Raw genomic sequence first — 15,023 nt, 5'->3', positions numbered from 1 at the left:
GATACAGTCGCTCACCCGGGCACGGCTTCCGTCTCGCCGATTTGGCCGATGATCACGAGAGCCTGCCGCAGCAGCAGGGTCTGCTCGTCGGAGAGCTTGCTCAACTGCCCGGCGAGCCAGGAATCACGAGCCGAGACCTCATCGGTGACCAGCGCCTGACCGGCTCGCGTAACCGAGACGACGACCTGCCTGCCGTCGGACGGATGGGGGCTGCGCATGATCAGTTCCAGCTCGGCCAACGCGTTGACAGTCCGCGTCATCGACGGCGGCCGCACCCGTTCTCTGCTGGCGAGCGCACCCGGCGACATCGAGCCGTCGCGGACGAGCGTGGTCAGCGCCGAGCGCTGGACCAACGAGATCTGCGAGTCGGCGTGGTGCAGGCGCAGTAGGCGATCGAGCCTCATGGCGAGCAAGGACAGGGCCCCGGCCACAGCCGCGGTATTCGAGTTCGATGACACAATTATGAACTTTACGAACAAAAGTGCCCGCTGTCCCCGCCGGGGGAGAGTCGTGACCATCTCCTGAGCTGCCCGCTGCTGAGAAGAGACCGAACCCGAGGCCGTGGTGCGCACCGGAAAGCTCCCGGCAACAGCCGGCCTGACCGACCTCTGTCGTCGCGTGCAACGTTCCTCGGTGCCTTCGAGAACGGTTGTGTGTGAACGTGATTCGGAAATCATACTGTCTGATCAGTACTTTGTCGGATGGCCGCGCGACCGTATTTGCCTTGGTGGCAGCGGGTGTCGCCCTCGGATCACGCGACAGCGCGTCCGACGCCGCCGCGCCGGAGTGGGGGAAGACGATTTGTCGACCGACTGGAATCGGACACGAGTTTTCAGGCCATCCGCGCGCCCATCGGGTCGATCAACAGTCATTGATGCTGGGCGCGTGTATATCCCGCGCGCCCTAGACTGTCTCGGCACAGCGGTGCCCGCTGTCTTCGGCTGGGGTAGGAGCTGTGGTGATCCAGGCTGTTGTGTTCGATGTCGGCGAGACCCTTGTGGACGAGACGAGGGAGTACGACACCTGGGCGGACTGGTTGGGCGTACCCCGCCATACCTTCGTCTCCGTGTTCGGCGCGGTGATCGCCCCAAGGTCTGGACTACCGAGAGACCTTCCAAGTGTTCAAGCCAGGGTTCGATCTTGATCGGCAGCGCCAGGCCCGCGCGGATGCAGGCAAGCCCGAATGGTTCGGCGAGGACGACCTCTATCCGGATGTGCGTCCTGCCCTGTCGGCCCTCCGCGAGTTGGGTGTCTGGGTGGGCATCGTCGGGAACCAGACCGTACGCGCGGGCGGCCTGCTGCGTGGGCTCGATCTGCCGACCGACTTCATTGCAACCTCCGATGATTGGGGTGTGGCAAAGCCCGATGTCGCGTTCTTCGACAAGGTTGTCGAGGCCGCCGGATGCTCGGCTGAACAGATCATCTACGTCGGTGACCGCATCGACAACGACATCACCCCGGCCATGAGGGTCGGGATGCGAACCGCCTACATCCAGCGCGGGCCATGGGGCTGGATTCACAAGGATCGGCAGGATGTGAAGGAGCTTTCGGACTGGCGAATCCTCAGCCTGTCCGAGCTCCCCGACATCGTGAAGGCTGAGCGCTAGCCTTACCCCAGATCCTCCCCAGAGGCTGAATCGCGGGATCAACGCGTACGCGGTGGAGACGCGACACCCGGCAGCCACCCCGAATGCGAAGCACAGGCCCACAGCGCTCGACCTTTGCGCCCATCGTGGACACGACGCAGGTCACGGATCGACCGGAAGGCCCTAATCAGTCTGCCCTCCTGCACTCGCCAAGGCCCAGTTACGAGCACCCATAGTGATTGAAGGCGCGCTGCGGGAGGCAACACGGTCTGCAAGAATCCGTGAGTATGGGTGAGACACACGCGGGACTAGTTGTCTGGGATGTCGACGGAACACTGATCCCCGCAGACTTGCGCTGGCTCCGGCGGGCCGTGGCGAGCACATACCACCTTGACGAGTCCGACGTCGTCTTCCCCGCTTCGCGCGTGCACGGCTATACCGACGAATCGATCGTCGTCGATACCGCCATCGCCTCCGGGGTCACTGAACAGGCGGCGGAAGCCGGATTTAACCGTTACCCCGCCGTCGTGATGGATGTCATGTCACAAGGTGAGGCGGAACTTGCCCGTGACCAGCCTGCGTATCCCGGCGCTGCTCGCACCATCACAGTTTTGGCGGAACACGGGTACGTCCAGACGGCGCTCACCGGAAACCTGCGGGTCTCAGCCGAATTCAAACTTGCGGTTGCGGGCCTTGACTCACATCTCGACCTGGACATCGGCGCTTTCGGTTCGGATGCGCGAGACAGGTTCGACCTGCCCGCCTTCGTTGCCGACCGATTCCGAGCAAGGTTCGGGTATCCGCTCGACCCGACACGAACAGTCATCATCGGTGACGCGCCGAACGACATCGCGACCGCGCGTCACGCGGGATTCGGTGTCGTCGCCGTCGCACACAGACTGACATCCGAAGAGCTGTCGGAGCATTCACCCGATGCGATCGTCGACCGACTGGAACCGGACATGGTCTTGCAGGCGATCCGCGCGACCCTGAGGTCGATCAGTAGCCGTTGATGCTGTCGACCCGTTCCCGCATCGCGAGGACGGGCCGCTCATTGTGCCAGGGAGCCATCCGCTCGATTGCTCTTTGCGCACGCTCGAGGCCGCGATGATTACCCATGGCCGCCAGTGCGTCGTAGGTGTCACCGAGAAGACGGCAGCCCTCTTCCAGTTCGCCGGACAGCACGTAGGCGCTGGCGAGGTCTACTCGCGTGGCGAGATCGACGTTAGGGCTGTTCCCCTCAGGTGTGTTCAACGCTTCGGTGAGTGCCGCGATCGCGCGCTTCGGTTGGCCGAGGAGGAGTTGGCACGTGCCGACATAGACCTGAATGCGAGTGGTGTTCCAGTCGTTGAACAACCCCGCACGATCGTTCTCATCAATATCCTCGGCGGCACGTTGGGCACGAACCAGCGCCTCCTCGCATTCCTCCCGCAGTTCCAGCACTGCATAGGCTTGCGCCTGCTCAGCCCCGATCCGTGCTCGCGCGGCGGGCGGTAGAAAATCGGAGACGTTGTCGGCCTCCTTCAGTATTCGGAGCCCGATAACCACATCACCGTCCGAGCTGATCAACGTTGCAGCATCGGATCGCAGGTTGCTTTCGAATATGCGCGCTATCCCACCCATTGTTTTGTCCTGCAACTGGTCTGCGAGCTTTCGGGCGAATGCGCAATGTGTGAGAGCCATCGACCTGTCACCGATGGCGCTCCAAACCCGGCTCGCCACAACCGATGTTTCCCCTAGAAGCGCCCCCGCGCGCTGCTTGCTTCGATCGTCTATCGCAGCACGGAACAGGGCGGCTACCGCGTCTCGATGAGCTTCGATCGGTCCGATCAGGGCATCAGGGGCGATGCTTTGACGCTGCCCAGCCAGTAGATCGGTGACGGCCGCGAAACTGCTGATGGACCTTTCCGATACAGCGTGCGATCGCATCAGCGATGTGGGCGAACCGGAATCGAACGCTCGGTCCGGACCCAACTCGGAAGAAGCGAGGACCGGCAATGCGGCCGAACCGGTTTGTGGCTCGGCGACCACCGGATTCGAACGTTGGCGGGATCGGTGTCTAGTGCGTTTAACTTCGGCGTGGATGGCAACGAGGTCGCCCTTCGCGCCGACTGCGGTGTCGATCGCGGCGATCAGTTCCTGAGACGGCAGATTGGCGTCTTCCCACTCCGCCATTGAGACGTACTGACGTGTGTAGCCGGTCGCGGCGGCCAGTCCGCGCTGGCTGAACCCCGCATCGAGGCGTCGGCGTTTGATCTCCCGCGCAAGATGATTCGCGATGTCACCCGGCGTTTGCTCGGACTCGGTCGTCGGATCTGTCATAAGTGCCCCTCCACTTGCGGGTCGGTTCGGGCCTACCGCGCAGCTATGGCAAATCGCTTGCCTCACCATTTGCCACCTTTCCGGCCAGTGTAGGTAGCCCGTTTCCTAGATGTGGGTAACGGAACCACCCGGCCCGGATCGAGCGGAGACCGAACGATGGCAACTACTGCCCGACGCGGCGTGCACCTAGAGGAAGCTGCCCCGGCGCGCCCCACCGGTGGGGCTCCCAAGAGACCGACCGATCACCGCATTCGTGAGGTTGCCGTAGCCGAGCATTGCCGCCAGATTACTGCGTCAACTGAGGTGGCCCGATGACAACCACACTGGATGCCGAGGTTCTCGCCATCCTCCGACCCGGTGGACTACTTACCGCCGACACGATCGCTCGCAACCTGAACGTATCGCCGTGGCGTGTGGTGCGCGCCCTGCATGCGTTGCGCCGCAACGGCGATGCCTTCCAGAACAGGCAGGCCGAGTGGCAGATTGCGGCCGGGCAGCGTCGGCCCGAAAGGCAGAGTGCGCGATGAGCTACCTCACCCCCGCCACGCCCGTGCCACGGCCGTCGATCAACGAACTCGTCACCATGCTCGAGGCTATGCGCGAAGCCGGTTGGCTCACAAGTGTGCCCGCTTCAGCCATGGTCGACGTGAGCAGCCCCCGTACCCCTGTGACCGAGTTGCCCGGGGAGAGCCGATGACTCAGGCCAGACCACCTGCCTATGCAGAAACCCCGCGGTCACGCTGCGAGTTCTATCGTCGCGTGTGTTCGCTGCCCACCGTGATCGACCCGGCGACGGGCCGGATCACGATGCAGGCAGGGTTCGTCGGTGCGGTGATGATGCCCACCGACCTCGCCCAGCGGGTCAAATCCACACTCGACTTTCGTGGCCTCGCACCATTGCCGATCATCGGCCACCCGCGCGCCCGCATGTGGACGTTTCTGGTGCGCTCCGATATCCGGCCGATCGGAGACCCGGCCGACGTGGCTCGGTTGTGGCAAGCGCGGGTCGTAGTGATCCGAGACGGCGACATCGCCCTACCGTCCCCAGCGCCGGACACGTTGATGGTCCGCACCTGGGTATCTCCGGCCATCAGCAAGTTCCGGCCATCGGGGGCTGTCATTCTCGAATGCGTCCGAGACTGCCTGCCACAGTCGAGCTCCCGGTGAATGATGGCGGTCGCTCACCGCGTCCCGACGAACCCGATATCCACTGCAAGGGAACCGAATACACCTTCGCGACGTCTAAGTCGTTGAAGGGACTTCGGCGCCGTTGGTGTGGAGGAACATGGGGAGAAGCAATGCACACCATCAAGCGTGCCGTGACCGCCGTCATCGCGGCGGCAGGTGCCCTAGTTGTCACCGTCGCGCCCGTCCAGGCGAGTCCGTGGTCGAGCGGTACGGGCGCACCGGCTGTGGCAGTCGTTCGCGAGGATCTGTCGTTCGTCGCACTGTGCAGCAGCGCGGCCAGTTTTACCAACCACGGTCGCCAGCAAGCGCAGTCACGCGGCATATCCGAAGACATGATGGACCAAGCCATCGCCCAGGCCAACCGCACCGGTAAGCGGTACAAGCGCAAAGGCGAGGACACGATCAAGTACGTCGGGGACAAAGTATGGGTTGTCTTGAAAGGAAGCTGCGCTGTCGTGTCGACAGGATGGAACTAAACAACAGTGGAACCAACACGACAGGAGTCGTACTCGTGCGGATGACCTATGACGCGGAAGCGAACGCTGCGATGATCTACCTCAAGGGCAGTATCGGACCGGGGGAAGCTGTGCGGCAGCAGACCGTCACTGTGCAAGGGGTAGATGTCGTCCTGGACTTCAGTGCCGATGATCTACTGCTCGGAATCGAGATCATCGGCGCACGAGCGATCATCCCCGCCGAGGCACTCAGCGCAGCCGAGCAGCTCGGCTGATCGCGGACGTGATCGCCGCGATCAAGTGGAGATCACGTCACTTTCCGCGATTTCGAATCCGTTGCTTCGCAACAAATTGAGCCATCAACAATTCGACAACGGTCGACGCCGAGGCCGTCGTCGGCCGCTCGAAACCAGGGTATGGGTGAAATCGCATCGGCCGGACAGACCCTTGATCTGCTCGCGTTCTAGGTGCCCTGTGGCGCCGACGCCCGCTTCATCGTGAACCGGACGTCAGCCGCCGACACCACCAACTGAGCCCGCACCAACTACGGCGACGCCACCTCGACCGACCCGCGCTCGTGGCGGTGCCGTTCGGGGTGGCGCGATTACTCGTGCCTTCACGCGATCCCCTCGTGCTGCTCGCATGCCCATTCAATCCTGCTGCACCACAACAGCAGTCACAATCGTCGACGCTAGACGCGGCAGGAGCCCGCAATGACCACCACCGACCCGTCCGCACTGATCGACCCGTACCGGCCCACCCCCGCACGCCTCCACAACGCGATACTCGGCGGGAAAGACCACTACACTCCTGACCAGGCGCTAGCCGCCACTCTGGCAACAAACAAGATCACGCTCGCGATCACCGAATCCCGTCGTTTCGCCCTGCGCGCGGTCGAGTACCTGATCGACCATCACGGCGTTTCCCAGTTCGTCGAACTCGGCTGCGGCTACCCGCACACCCCGAACATCCATGACATCGCCGGACACCGGAGCGGCACCACCAGGATCCTCTACATCGACAGCGACCCCGTGGTCGCCGCCTACGGCCGTGCGTTGCTGGCTGGACCGAACCGGTTCTTCACCGATACCGACATCACTGATACCGCGACCGTCCTCGGCGATATCAGTGCCGTGATGGACACGGCCAGACCGATCGCGGTGTGCGTGTCGGGCACCGCAGAACTGATCATCGACGCTCCCGCCGTGTTCGCGGCGCTGACCGACCGTCTTTCGGTCGGGACCTGGATCGTGTTCACCCACATCACCGATGAGGTGTACGGCCACCAGATCCACTCAGCCGCGCAAGCTTTGCGCGCTGCGGGCATCGCCTACCATCCACGCGGACGCGAAGAGATCACGGCCATGCTCACCGGGTACCGACTCGTCACGCCAGGCTTGGTCGCCCCACACCAGTGGCCGCCCATCTCCGTCAGCGGCGACGAGGTACGCGCGCTCTTCGCCACGCCAGAGCACCGCACGGCGTGGGATCTGAGTGCTTATGCCGCAGTGGGCCGGCTTTAGCGGTGACCGCCCACCCCGCCGTGACCGCAGTAGCCATCTTGTCGTTCGCTCTCCGCCGCGAATTCAGCGGGTTGACGGTACGTAATCGGCGAAGTCGACGCTGGATCACATCAGCGCTGCAAGTGCGGTGGGTGGGTCGGACTCAGTATTGAGGAGTCGCCCGGCACTCGCTCACGGACCGTGCGGCCGGGGCGGTGCCGTCGCCCTGATCGAAACGCCACTGTGTGATCGAACCCGCCGGATGCCAGCGCAGGCCGTGGCCGTCGGGCACGGCTTCGTAGACGGAATCACGACCGCTGACGAGCTGATCGCCCACGCAATAGTCGTTGTAGCTGGTGCCCGGCTGGATGGCGCCCGCACTGAAACGGCCGGTGGGGCCGGTGGCGGCACCCGGGTTGGTGACGCTGCTCGTCGGACTCCCCGACACCGCGCGGTTCCAGTGCGCGTCCCCGGTGAGCGATCGGTCGCAGGTGAAAGTCCAGCCGCCGGCGCCGACGGTGGCTCCCTGCGTGTACGAGGTGTCCGCCCACAAGCAGCTACCCGCGGCGTCGGCGGACGCGACTCCCGCCGAGGGTCCGAGCGTGCCGGCTACCGCGACGACCGACGCGAATGCGGCGATCCCGCGACGTCGAACGGATACTGAAATGGTCTGATTACCAACGGTTTCCATTCTCCAATGTTCTCGTCGGGGTGGTCCGGGCACATCAGGTCCCGACCCGGAGCTTTGCCTCAGGGATTCCCCTCGGTGTCCTCGTGGTCGGGGCGAGCCTGCTGTCCCACCGCGCGGGCACCGACCGTCGGCCGGGTCACCACGAATCGCCCTCGGCGGCTAGGAAAGGCACGGCGAGGCGGAGCAGTTCGGCAGGTTGGTCCAGGGGAATTATGTGGCCGCAGTCGGGGATGAGGTGGCCGGTCAGATCGGCGGCGATCGGACGGAGTTGACGCTCGAGAGTGGCGCCGACCGGGTGTGCGCCGATGGCGAGAGTCGGCGCTGTGAGTGGGCCGGAGGCGACGGCGTCTTCGATCTGACGAGCGCTGATCGGGAGGGCGCGGTAGTAGTCGAAGGCACAGCGAAGGGCGTCCGGTTGCCGAAAGGCCTCCACGAAGGCATCTCGAAGATGTTGTGGTGCACCGTTTCCGCGTGTTCCCGCGTCGAGGAACCATTCGATGTACTCGGCTTCGTTGCCGGTGAGGACGGATTCGGCGAGGCCGGGGACGGCGTGGAAGCCGAACCACCACGGTGGGCCCGCTGCCAGGAATTCCTCGCAGCCAGGAAGGCGACCGAGCAGCGATTCCATGAGGATCAGGCGTCGGATCCGGTCCGGACGTCGCATGGCGAGCAAGAACGCGACCGGGGTGCCCGCGTCGATGGCGACGACGGCGGCAGCCGGTTCGTCGAGAGCGTCGAGGATTCCGTCGATATCGGCGGCGAGTGTGCCCGCGTCGTACCCGTGCGGCGCCCGACTGCTGTCACCGAACCCGCGCAGGTCCGGTGCGATGACTCGATGGTTTGTGGCCAGCGGGCCGATGATCTCGCGCCACAGTTGCCAGGTGTGTGGAAAACCGTGCAGGAGTACGACAGCCGGACCGGAACCCGCTGTCGCCACGTTGGCGTAGATGCCGTTGGTGGGGATTTTGTGCAGGGTGATGCCTGCCGGTGAGGAATCGAGCACCCGGGCCTCCTGGTTACGATTGGTTACCAGCAAACGGTAGGAAACCTTCGCTGGGCTGCCAAGAAGGCACTTTCTCGAAAGGTGGTGAGGTCGAGGTGACCACCCGACCAGAGCGCGGCGACGTCTTCGATCCGCAGTGCCCGACGCGTCAGCTGCTCGACCGCATCGGGACGAAATGGACGTCGATGGCGGTCAAGGTGCTCGCGGACGCCGCGCCGCGGGAAGTGCGGTTCGCCGACCTGCGGCGGCGGATGCCGGGAGTGTCGCAGAAGATGCTGTCGGTGACACTGCACAGCCTCATCCGTGACGGCCTGGCCACTCGCCGGGTCGAGCCGACCGTGCCGCCGCGCGTGCACTACCGACTCACCGAACTCGGCTTGTCGCTGGAGATCCCGCTGGCCGCGCTGCGCGCCTGGGCCGAGACGCACATGCCCGAGATCGACCTGGCCAACGCGGCCGCCGACAGCGCCACGTAGCTGTCCGGTGAACCCGTCGTCGTCAGTCGAGCACGTGCGATCGGATGTCGGCCGCCCACTCCACGTACTCGACGTGCGCGCCGTCGGGGTGGCGCGCGTACACCACCCGACCTGTCGCCGAGACCACCGGTCCGCGGGTGATCGTGCCGCCGATGTCGGTGACGAACTGCTGGGCAGCGTCGAGGTCGTCGACGATCACCGGTCCGATGGTGTCGCGGTACCCACTGACTGCTTCCTGGGGCCCGGCGATGACGAGGAAGTCCCCGACCGCCGCGATGTCGGCTCGCTCGAAGCGAAAGCGCAGATCCGCCGGGGCTCCCACGAGCTTCTCGTAGATGGGAAGTGCTCGATCGAGGTCGGTGACGAACAGGCGGGCGTAGGTCTTGAGGATCTTCATCGGAACGACGGTACGGTCGATATCTGTCCAGGGTAAGTACGCACTTCGAGGTGAGAGGCTCTCATGGCCGCTACTGAGACCGCCCAGCAAGCGCAGGCGGCCGCGGTCGCTCGCCGGATCTTCGCGACACTGTCGACGAAGTGGGCATTGACGGTCATCGAAGCGATCGGACATCGCGAGCGGCGATTCGCCGAGTTGCATCGGTCGGTCGACGGCATCAGCTACAAGATGCTCACCCAGACCCTGCGAGGGTTGGAGGCCGACGGAATCGTCGCCCGCTACGACCACCACTCCGCCAACCCCCGCGTCGACTATTCGCTCACCGCGGCCGGGATCGACCTACTCGCGACCGTGCACGAACTGTGTGGCTGGTCGCGCACGCACCTGGAATCACTCCTCGCCGCGCAGCCCACCGTCGACCCGCGCTGACCGATCGAGGGGCACAGCACGGCTCAAGCCGGGATGTATTCGGCCGCGACGTCGAGAATCCAGGTGACACCGAAGCGATCACTGAGCATCCCGAAAGCGGGCGCCCACTGTGCTGGGCCGAATGCCTCGATCACAGTCGCGCCCTCGGCGAGACCTTCCCACAGTGCGCCGACCTCGTCGACGGTCTCGCCACGCACCGAAAGGAAGAACCGTTCCTCGGTGACGGTCGTGCCGTTTTCACGGCGGGTGGTAGGTGCGGCAGCAGTGGCCGGGGCGTCCTCGCCTGGCACGTCGTAAGCCATGACCCGGAACCCGTTGTCGGCAACGAGCTGACCGAACACCACCTTGGTCGCGTCGGGCAGCTCGGCCGGCATTCCGAAGTCCGCGTAGGTGACGAGGGTGAGCTGACCCCCGAAAACCGACTGGTAGAACTCCAGGGCCGCACGGGCCTGGCCATGGAAGTTCAGGTGGGCAACAGCGCTGACCGTCATGGTGATCGGTGTCCCTTCGAGTGGATTTTCGCCGCCGGAGGGCGACGAATTCCACCCTGTCACCGGTAGAGGACGGGGAATGTCCTCTACTCGTGGCAATCTGAAACCATGCCGACATCGACATCGACGGCGACCTCCCGCCGTCTGCTCTCGCTGCTTTCTCTGCTGCAGGTCCGGAGGGACTGGCCAGGGGGTCTGCTCGCCGAACGGCTCGATGTCAGCGGACGTACGGTGCGCCGCGACGTCGACCGGCTGCGTGAGCTCGGCTACCCCATCCAGGCGATCAAGGGCCCCGAGGGCGGGTACCGGCTGGAGGCGGGCAGTGAGCTACCGCCGCTGCTGTTCGACGACGAGCAGGCTGTCGCGCTCGCCGTGGCGTTGCGGATCGCGGTCGGGACCGGGGCCGGTATCGAAGAAGGTGCCGCGCGAGCCCTCGCGACCGTGCGGCAGGTCCTACCGTCGCGGTTACGGGCGCGAGTCGACGCGCTCGAGGTCACCGCAGGCGGTGTCGATGTGCAAGTCGATACCCGAGTCCTGGTGGAGCTGAGCACCGCGATCCGTTCCATGGAGGAAGTGCGGTTCGACTATCAGGGCTCTGCGAACGGGTCCGAGCCGCGCCCGCCCCGCCGGGTCCGACCCCACCATCTCGTCGTCCGGAACGGACATTGGTACCTGCTCGGCTGGGATCCCGAGCGTGCGGACTGGCGCACCTTTCGGGTCGATCGGATGGCCCTTCGCGTTCCCAACGGCCCGCGCTTCGCGGCTCGGGAAGTGCCAGGTGGCGACGTCGTCGCGTTTGTCTCCGCACGGTTCAAAGGCTCTGAGAAGGCCGATGTCTGGCCGTGCAACGGCGAGGCAATCCTCGACCTCCCGGCCAGCCGGGTCGCTCCATTCGCCGGTGACGCGATCGTGGAAGCGTTGGACGACAAACGAACCAGACTGTCGATGGGTTCGTGGTCGTGGGCGGCGCTCGCCGCGGCACTGGCGCGTTTCGACGCCGACATCGAGGTTGTCGGCCCGCAGTCGCTACGCGATGCCTTCGCGGCTCTGTCCGCTCGCGCGGACCGGGCCGCGCAGGGGAGAGCATGAACCCAGCTCGAGCCCCGGCCGATCCGAGGATCGACCGGGGCTCGGGACTGGTCAGCGCAGGTCGAACCGGTCGTTGTCGACCACCTTGACCCAGGCCTCGACGAAATCGTTCACGAACTTCGCGCCCGCGTCCTTCTGCGCGTACACCTCGGCCACCGCGCGCAGCACCGAGTGAGAGCCGAAGACGAGATCGTTGGCCGTGGCCGTCCACCGCTTCGCACCGGAACGCCGGTCGACACCGTCGTAGACGTTCTCCGAGGACTCCGACACCTGCCACTCCGTGCTCTGATCGAGCAGATTCACGAAGAAGTCGTTCGACAGCACGCCCACCCGGTCGGTGAAGACGCCGTGTGCGCTGCCGCCGTGATTGGCGCCGAGCGCGCGCAGGCCACCGATCAGCACCGTCAGCTGGGGCGCGGTCACGTCCAACATGTACGCGCGGTCGAGCAGCAGCCGCTCGAGCGGAGCCTTCTCGCCGGGGCGCACGTAGTTGCGGAACCCGTCCGCCCGGGGTTCGAGCACATCGAAGGTGTCGACATCGGTGGTGTCCTGAGTGGCGTCGGTGCGCCCCGGGGAGAACGGCACGGTGACCTGATGACCGGCGTCGCCGGCTGCCTTCTCGATCGCCGCCGAACCGGCCAGGATGATCAAATCGGCCAGCGACACCTTCTTGCCGCCGGTGGCCGCGGCGTTGAAATTCTGTTGGATCTGCTCGAGGATCGGCAGCACCTTCGCCAGCTCGGCGGGTTCGTTCACGTCCCAGTCGCGCTGGGGCTCGAGCCGGATCCTGGCGCCGTTCGCGCCGCCGCGCTTATCGGTGCTGCGGAAGCTCGCCGCCGACGCCCACGCTGTCTTGACCAGTTGCGCGATCGACAGACCGGACTCGAGGACAGTGCTCTTCAACGCGGCGATGTCCTGGTCGTCGATCAGTGCGTGATCGACGGCGGGCACCGGGTCCTGCCACAGCTGCGCCTCGGGCACCCAGGGGCCGAGATAGCGACTGAGTGGACCCATATCGCGGTGCAGCAGTTTGTACCAGGCCTTCGCGAACGCCTCGGACAGCTCTTCCGGGTGCTCCAGCCAGCGGCGGGTGATCTCGGCGTAGATCGGGTCTTCGCGCAGTGCCAGGTCGGTGGTCAGCATCGTCGGAGTTCGGGCGGGACCACCGAAAGGATCAGGGATGAGGCCTTCGCCCGCACCGTCTTTGGGCTTCCACTGCCATGCGTCGGCGGGGCTCTTGGTGAGCTCCCAGTCGAAACCGTAGAGGTTCTGCAGGAAGCCGTTGCTCCAGGAGGTCGGGGTGGCGGTCCACACGACTTCCAAGCCGCTGGTGATCGCGTCCTTGCCTTTACCCGTGCCGTAGCCGCTCTTCCAGCCCAAGCCCTGCTGCTGCAGTGGGGCGGCTTCGGGCTCGGGGCCGACCAGGCTGGCATCGCCCGCGCCGTGGGTCTTGCCGAAGCTGTGACCGCCGACGATCAGGGCGGCGGTCTCCTCGTCGTTCATCGCCATCCGAGCGAAGGTTTCGCGGATGTCGCGTGCCGCGGCCACCGGATCGGGCCTGCCGTTCGGCCCTTCCGGGTTCACGTAGATCAGACCCATCTGCACCGCGCCCAGCGGCCCCGACAGCTCGCGCTCGCCGCTGTAGCGTTCGTCGCCGAGCCAGGTGTCCTCCGGCCCCCAGAACATTTCCTCCGGCTCCCAGATATCGGGTCGGCCGAAGCCGAAACCGAAGGTCTGGAATCCCATCGACTCGAGGGCGACGTTGCCGGTGAACACGAGCAGGTCGGCCCAGGAGATCTTGTTGCCGTACTTCTGTTTGACCGGCCACAGGAGCCGCCGTGCCTTGTCGAGATTGGCGTTGTCGGGCCAGCTGTTGAGCGGGGCGAAACGTTGCGCGCCTTGACCACCGCCGCCACGACCGTCGGCGATGCGATAGGTGCCCGCCGCGTGCCAACTCATCCGGATGAACAGGCCACCGTAGTTGCCGTAATCGGCGGGCCACCAGTCCTGCGAATCGGTCAATACCGCGGCGATATCGGCTTTGAGGGCTTCGACGTCGAGCCCGGCGAATTCCGATGCGTAGTCGAAGTCTTCGCCCAGCGGGTTGGCCTTGGACGAGTGCGCGTGCAAGACCGAGACGTCGATCTGTTCCGGCCACCAGTCCTTGTTGGTCCGAGGGCGCTGGTCGGGCTTTGCGGTGGGCGAGGGGATCGCCGGGTTCTCGCTCTCACTGGCGCTGTGCGTGTCGGTGTCAGGAGCAGGTGGGCGGCTATCGGAGGTCACGATATTCCTTCCTGGACGGGCTAACGGGCTGCGAGTGGAGTCGTGTTCGGTGGGCGATCAGTTCGCGCAATCAGGGCACAGGCCCCAGTAGATGACTTCGGCTTCGTCGATCGCGAAGCCTAGGTCGTCGGAAGCGGTCAGACAGGGCGCTTCGCCGACTTGGCAGTCGACATCGCCGATCAACCCGCACGCCCGGCAGATGAGGTGATGATGGTTGTCGCCCACCCTGGTCTCGTACCGGGCCAGCAGGCCGCGAGGCTGGATGCAGCGGAGCAGGCCCGCGGCGGTGAGAGTGCGCAACGAATCGTAGACGGCCTGGTGCGAGACCACCGTCAGGCGGGACCGCACGGCACGGATGATCGAATCGGTGTCGGCATGCGGATGTTCATGAACCACGCTCAGCACGGCGACCCTCGGTGCGGTCACCCGCACCGAAACTCCCCGCAGCATGTTCTGGAACTCCACGTCCGTGGGCACGCTCGCAGTTTTCCTCGTTTTTCGACTTCAGACAACTATCGGACCGGGCCGCGTTGAATTCACGTTCCGTTGGATCGGCCGAATACGGGTATAGCGAAGCGAGGACGAAGGAGGACTCCCATGTCAGGAACGAAGGATCACGACGAAAAGGAACCCACCGAACCGAAGGGCGGTAGACCGGGCCCTACCGATCAGGGCAAGAACGGCGGGATGGCGACCCGCGAACACGCCCCGGAAATCGCCGAAGCCGAGGGCACGCGGGAACCACCCGACTGATCAATGCCCGCGAGGGTCGGTCAGCGCCAGCCCTTCCTTGGCTTTGATCCGCCGATGCTCGAGCAGCAGCCACGCGATCCCGGCCCCGGCCAGCGTCACCGCCGCGATGGCGCCGATGGTGGCCCAGCCGGCGAAGCCGTATCCGGTCGCGGTCAGACACAGTCCCAGCGCGATGATTCCCAGCGCGCACAGAATGATGCCGGGGAAGTTGTAGCCGTCTTCGAGGCCCTCGCCTGCGTGACTGCGGGTTGTGCGAGCGTCGTCGGGAAATTCCCCACCCGACACTTCGGAGCGCTGTTCTCCGTGGCCTCGGTGCTGATGCGAAGAAGTCATCACTGTTCCTTCCAGCTGGTCGGCT

The 15,023-nt window shown here is 65.2% G+C and carries 21 protein-coding genes; 12 read left to right on the top strand and 9 right to left on the bottom strand.

What is annotated here, in order from left to right; all coding sequences use genetic code 11:
• Window positions 1–11: 11 nt before the first annotated feature.
• Entirely contained in the window at window positions 12–458 is a 447-nt protein-coding gene (locus tag QX204_RS15820) for a MarR family winged helix-turn-helix transcriptional regulator (RefSeq protein ID WP_301907641.1), read from the bottom strand.
• Between the two features lie 660 nt (window positions 459–1,118).
• Here QX204_RS15820 and QX204_RS15815 point away from each other — a divergent pair.
• Both QX204_RS15815 and QX204_RS15810 read left to right on the top strand, forming a co-directional pair.
• Window positions 1,119–1,607 (top strand): HAD family hydrolase, encoded by a 489-nt coding sequence (locus QX204_RS15815; protein ID WP_367620195.1) that lies wholly within the window; start codon window positions 1,119–1,121, stop codon window positions 1,605–1,607.
• 266 nt (window positions 1,608–1,873) lie between these two features.
• Entirely contained in the window at window positions 1,874–2,599 is a 726-nt protein-coding gene (locus QX204_RS15810) for an HAD family hydrolase (protein ID WP_301907640.1), read from the top strand.
• Here QX204_RS15810 and QX204_RS15805 read toward each other — a convergent pair.
• Entirely contained in the window at window positions 2,586–3,908 is a 1,323-nt protein-coding gene (locus QX204_RS15805; protein WP_301907639.1) for a helix-turn-helix transcriptional regulator, read from the bottom strand. The genes QX204_RS15810 and QX204_RS15805 overlap by 14 nt on opposite strands.
• Window positions 3,909–4,219: 311 nt before the next feature.
• Between QX204_RS15805 and QX204_RS15800 the strand changes: the two genes are divergently transcribed.
• The 6 genes from QX204_RS15800 (at window position 4,220) to QX204_RS15775 (ending at window position 7,074) form a co-directional block, all read left to right on the top strand.
• Entirely contained in the window at window positions 4,220–4,435 is a 216-nt protein-coding gene (locus tag QX204_RS15800; RefSeq protein WP_301907638.1) for a helix-turn-helix domain-containing protein, read from the top strand.
• Window positions 4,432–4,605: a hypothetical protein gene (locus tag QX204_RS15795; protein WP_301907637.1), complete on the top strand. Its 174-nt coding sequence runs from the start codon at window positions 4,432–4,434 to the stop codon at window positions 4,603–4,605. The genes QX204_RS15800 and QX204_RS15795 overlap by 4 nt, the downstream gene beginning before the upstream one ends.
• Window positions 4,606–4,667: 62 nt before the next feature.
• Window positions 4,668–5,075 carry a DNA-directed RNA polymerase subunit beta gene (locus QX204_RS15790; protein ID WP_301907636.1) on the top strand — a complete coding sequence of 136 codons (408 nt, stop codon included), beginning with the start codon at window positions 4,668–4,670 and terminating at the stop codon, window positions 5,073–5,075.
• A gap of 131 nt (window positions 5,076–5,206) precedes the next feature.
• Complete coding sequence (locus QX204_RS15785) at window positions 5,207–5,572, top strand: hypothetical protein (protein WP_301907635.1); 366 nt, start codon at window positions 5,207–5,209, stop codon at window positions 5,570–5,572.
• Between the two features lie 41 nt (window positions 5,573–5,613).
• Window positions 5,614–5,826 (top strand): DUF2283 domain-containing protein, encoded by a 213-nt coding sequence (locus QX204_RS15780; RefSeq protein WP_301907634.1) that lies wholly within the window; start codon window positions 5,614–5,616, stop codon window positions 5,824–5,826.
• 438 nt (window positions 5,827–6,264) lie between these two features.
• Window positions 6,265–7,074, top strand: a complete 810-nt coding sequence (locus QX204_RS15775) for an SAM-dependent methyltransferase (RefSeq protein WP_301907633.1) — start codon at window positions 6,265–6,267, stop codon at window positions 7,072–7,074.
• A gap of 142 nt (window positions 7,075–7,216) precedes the next feature.
• Here QX204_RS15775 and QX204_RS15770 read toward each other — a convergent pair whose 3' ends face one another.
• Window positions 7,217–7,744 carry a hypothetical protein gene (locus tag QX204_RS15770; RefSeq protein WP_301907632.1) on the bottom strand — a complete coding sequence of 176 codons (528 nt, stop codon included), beginning with the start codon at window positions 7,742–7,744 and terminating at the stop codon, window positions 7,217–7,219.
• A gap of 136 nt (window positions 7,745–7,880) precedes the next feature.
• Window positions 7,881–8,747, bottom strand: a complete 867-nt coding sequence (locus QX204_RS15765) for an alpha/beta fold hydrolase (RefSeq protein ID WP_301907631.1) — start codon at window positions 8,745–8,747, stop codon at window positions 7,881–7,883.
• A gap of 95 nt (window positions 8,748–8,842) precedes the next feature.
• Between QX204_RS15765 and QX204_RS15760 the strand changes: the two genes are divergently transcribed.
• Window positions 8,843–9,223, top strand: coding sequence for a winged helix-turn-helix transcriptional regulator (locus QX204_RS15760; RefSeq protein WP_301907630.1), 381 nt, complete (start codon window positions 8,843–8,845; stop codon window positions 9,221–9,223).
• Window positions 9,224–9,245: 22 nt separating this feature from the next.
• On the opposite strand, the gene QX204_RS15755 is transcribed toward QX204_RS15760, so the two are convergent.
• Entirely contained in the window at window positions 9,246–9,620 is a 375-nt protein-coding gene (locus QX204_RS15755) for a VOC family protein (RefSeq protein WP_301907629.1), read from the bottom strand.
• A 63-nt stretch (window positions 9,621–9,683) separates the two neighbouring features.
• Between QX204_RS15755 and QX204_RS15750 the strand changes: the two genes are divergently transcribed.
• On the top strand, window positions 9,684–10,049 hold the full coding sequence (locus QX204_RS15750) for a winged helix-turn-helix transcriptional regulator (RefSeq protein WP_301907628.1): 366 nt from the start codon (window positions 9,684–9,686) through the stop codon (window positions 10,047–10,049).
• A 23-nt stretch (window positions 10,050–10,072) separates the two neighbouring features.
• Here the strand turns inward: QX204_RS15750 and QX204_RS15745 are convergent, their stop codons facing one another.
• The gene (locus tag QX204_RS15745; protein WP_301907627.1) at window positions 10,073–10,540 is read right to left on the bottom strand and encodes a VOC family protein; all 468 of its coding nucleotides are present in this window, start codon (window positions 10,538–10,540) and stop codon (window positions 10,073–10,075) included.
• A gap of 108 nt (window positions 10,541–10,648) precedes the next feature.
• On the opposite strand from QX204_RS15745, the gene QX204_RS15740 reads away from it, so the two are divergent.
• Window positions 10,649–11,629: a helix-turn-helix transcriptional regulator gene (locus tag QX204_RS15740; RefSeq protein WP_301907626.1), complete on the top strand. Its 981-nt coding sequence runs from the start codon at window positions 10,649–10,651 to the stop codon at window positions 11,627–11,629.
• Between the two features lie 51 nt (window positions 11,630–11,680).
• On the opposite strand, the gene katG is transcribed toward QX204_RS15740, so the two are convergent.
• Together katG and QX204_RS15730 are read right to left on the bottom strand one after the other, a co-directional pair.
• Complete coding sequence (gene katG / locus QX204_RS15735; protein ID WP_301907625.1) at window positions 11,681–13,912, bottom strand: catalase/peroxidase HPI; 2,232 nt, start codon at window positions 13,910–13,912, stop codon at window positions 11,681–11,683.
• Window positions 13,913–13,969: 57 nt separating this feature from the next.
• Complete coding sequence (locus QX204_RS15730; RefSeq protein WP_301907624.1) at window positions 13,970–14,389, bottom strand: Fur family transcriptional regulator; 420 nt, start codon at window positions 14,387–14,389, stop codon at window positions 13,970–13,972.
• Window positions 14,390–14,509: 120 nt separating this feature from the next.
• Here QX204_RS15730 and QX204_RS15725 point away from each other — a divergent pair, with 120 nt between their 5' ends.
• The gene (locus tag QX204_RS15725; protein ID WP_301907623.1) at window positions 14,510–14,665 is read left to right on the top strand and encodes a hypothetical protein; all 156 of its coding nucleotides are present in this window, start codon (window positions 14,510–14,512) and stop codon (window positions 14,663–14,665) included.
• Here the strand turns inward: QX204_RS15725 and QX204_RS15720 are convergent, their stop codons facing one another.
• On the bottom strand, window positions 14,666–14,998 hold the full coding sequence (locus QX204_RS15720; RefSeq protein WP_301907622.1) for a hypothetical protein: 333 nt from the start codon (window positions 14,996–14,998) through the stop codon (window positions 14,666–14,668).
• Window positions 14,999–15,023: the final 25 nt, after the last annotated feature.

Source organism: Nocardia sp. PE-7 (assembly GCF_030486425.1).
In the GTDB taxonomy this organism is placed as follows: domain Bacteria; phylum Actinomycetota; class Actinomycetes; order Mycobacteriales; family Mycobacteriaceae; genus Nocardia; species Nocardia salmonicida_A.
Note: the sequence above shows the minus strand (reverse complement) of the source record. Positions and strands in the feature narration are given on the sequence as shown.

Bases quoted from the DNA above. Each gene is read 5' to 3' on its own strand.
- QX204_RS15775 (WP_301907633.1), top strand. From the start codon at position 6,265: ATGACCACCACCGACCCGTCCGCACTGATCGACCCGTACCGGCCCACC.
- QX204_RS15725 (WP_301907623.1), top strand. From the start codon at position 14,510: ATGTCAGGAACGAAGGATCACGACGAAAAGGAACCCACCGAACCGAAG.
- QX204_RS15770 (WP_301907632.1), bottom strand. From the start codon at position 7,744: ATGGAAACCGTTGGTAATCAGACCATTTCAGTATCCGTTCGACGTCGC.
- QX204_RS15720 (WP_301907622.1), bottom strand. From the start codon at position 14,998: ATGACTTCTTCGCATCAGCACCGAGGCCACGGAGAACAGCGCTCCGAA.
- QX204_RS15785 (WP_301907635.1), top strand. From the start codon at position 5,207: ATGCACACCATCAAGCGTGCCGTGACCGCCGTCATCGCGGCGGCAGGT.
- QX204_RS15805 (WP_301907639.1), bottom strand. From the start codon at position 3,908: ATGACAGATCCGACGACCGAGTCCGAGCAAACGCCGGGTGACATCGCG.
- QX204_RS15780 (WP_301907634.1), top strand. From the start codon at position 5,614: ATGACCTATGACGCGGAAGCGAACGCTGCGATGATCTACCTCAAGGGC.
- QX204_RS15740 (WP_301907626.1), top strand. From the start codon at position 10,649: ATGCCGACATCGACATCGACGGCGACCTCCCGCCGTCTGCTCTCGCTG.
- QX204_RS15750 (WP_301907628.1), top strand. From the start codon at position 9,684: ATGGCCGCTACTGAGACCGCCCAGCAAGCGCAGGCGGCCGCGGTCGCT.
- QX204_RS15745 (WP_301907627.1), bottom strand. From the start codon at position 10,540: ATGACGGTCAGCGCTGTTGCCCACCTGAACTTCCATGGCCAGGCCCGT.
- QX204_RS15795 (WP_301907637.1), top strand. From the start codon at position 4,432: ATGAGCTACCTCACCCCCGCCACGCCCGTGCCACGGCCGTCGATCAAC.
- QX204_RS15810 (WP_301907640.1), top strand. From the start codon at position 1,874: ATGGGTGAGACACACGCGGGACTAGTTGTCTGGGATGTCGACGGAACA.
- QX204_RS15755 (WP_301907629.1), bottom strand. From the start codon at position 9,620: ATGAAGATCCTCAAGACCTACGCCCGCCTGTTCGTCACCGACCTCGAT.
- QX204_RS15800 (WP_301907638.1), top strand. From the start codon at position 4,220: ATGACAACCACACTGGATGCCGAGGTTCTCGCCATCCTCCGACCCGGT.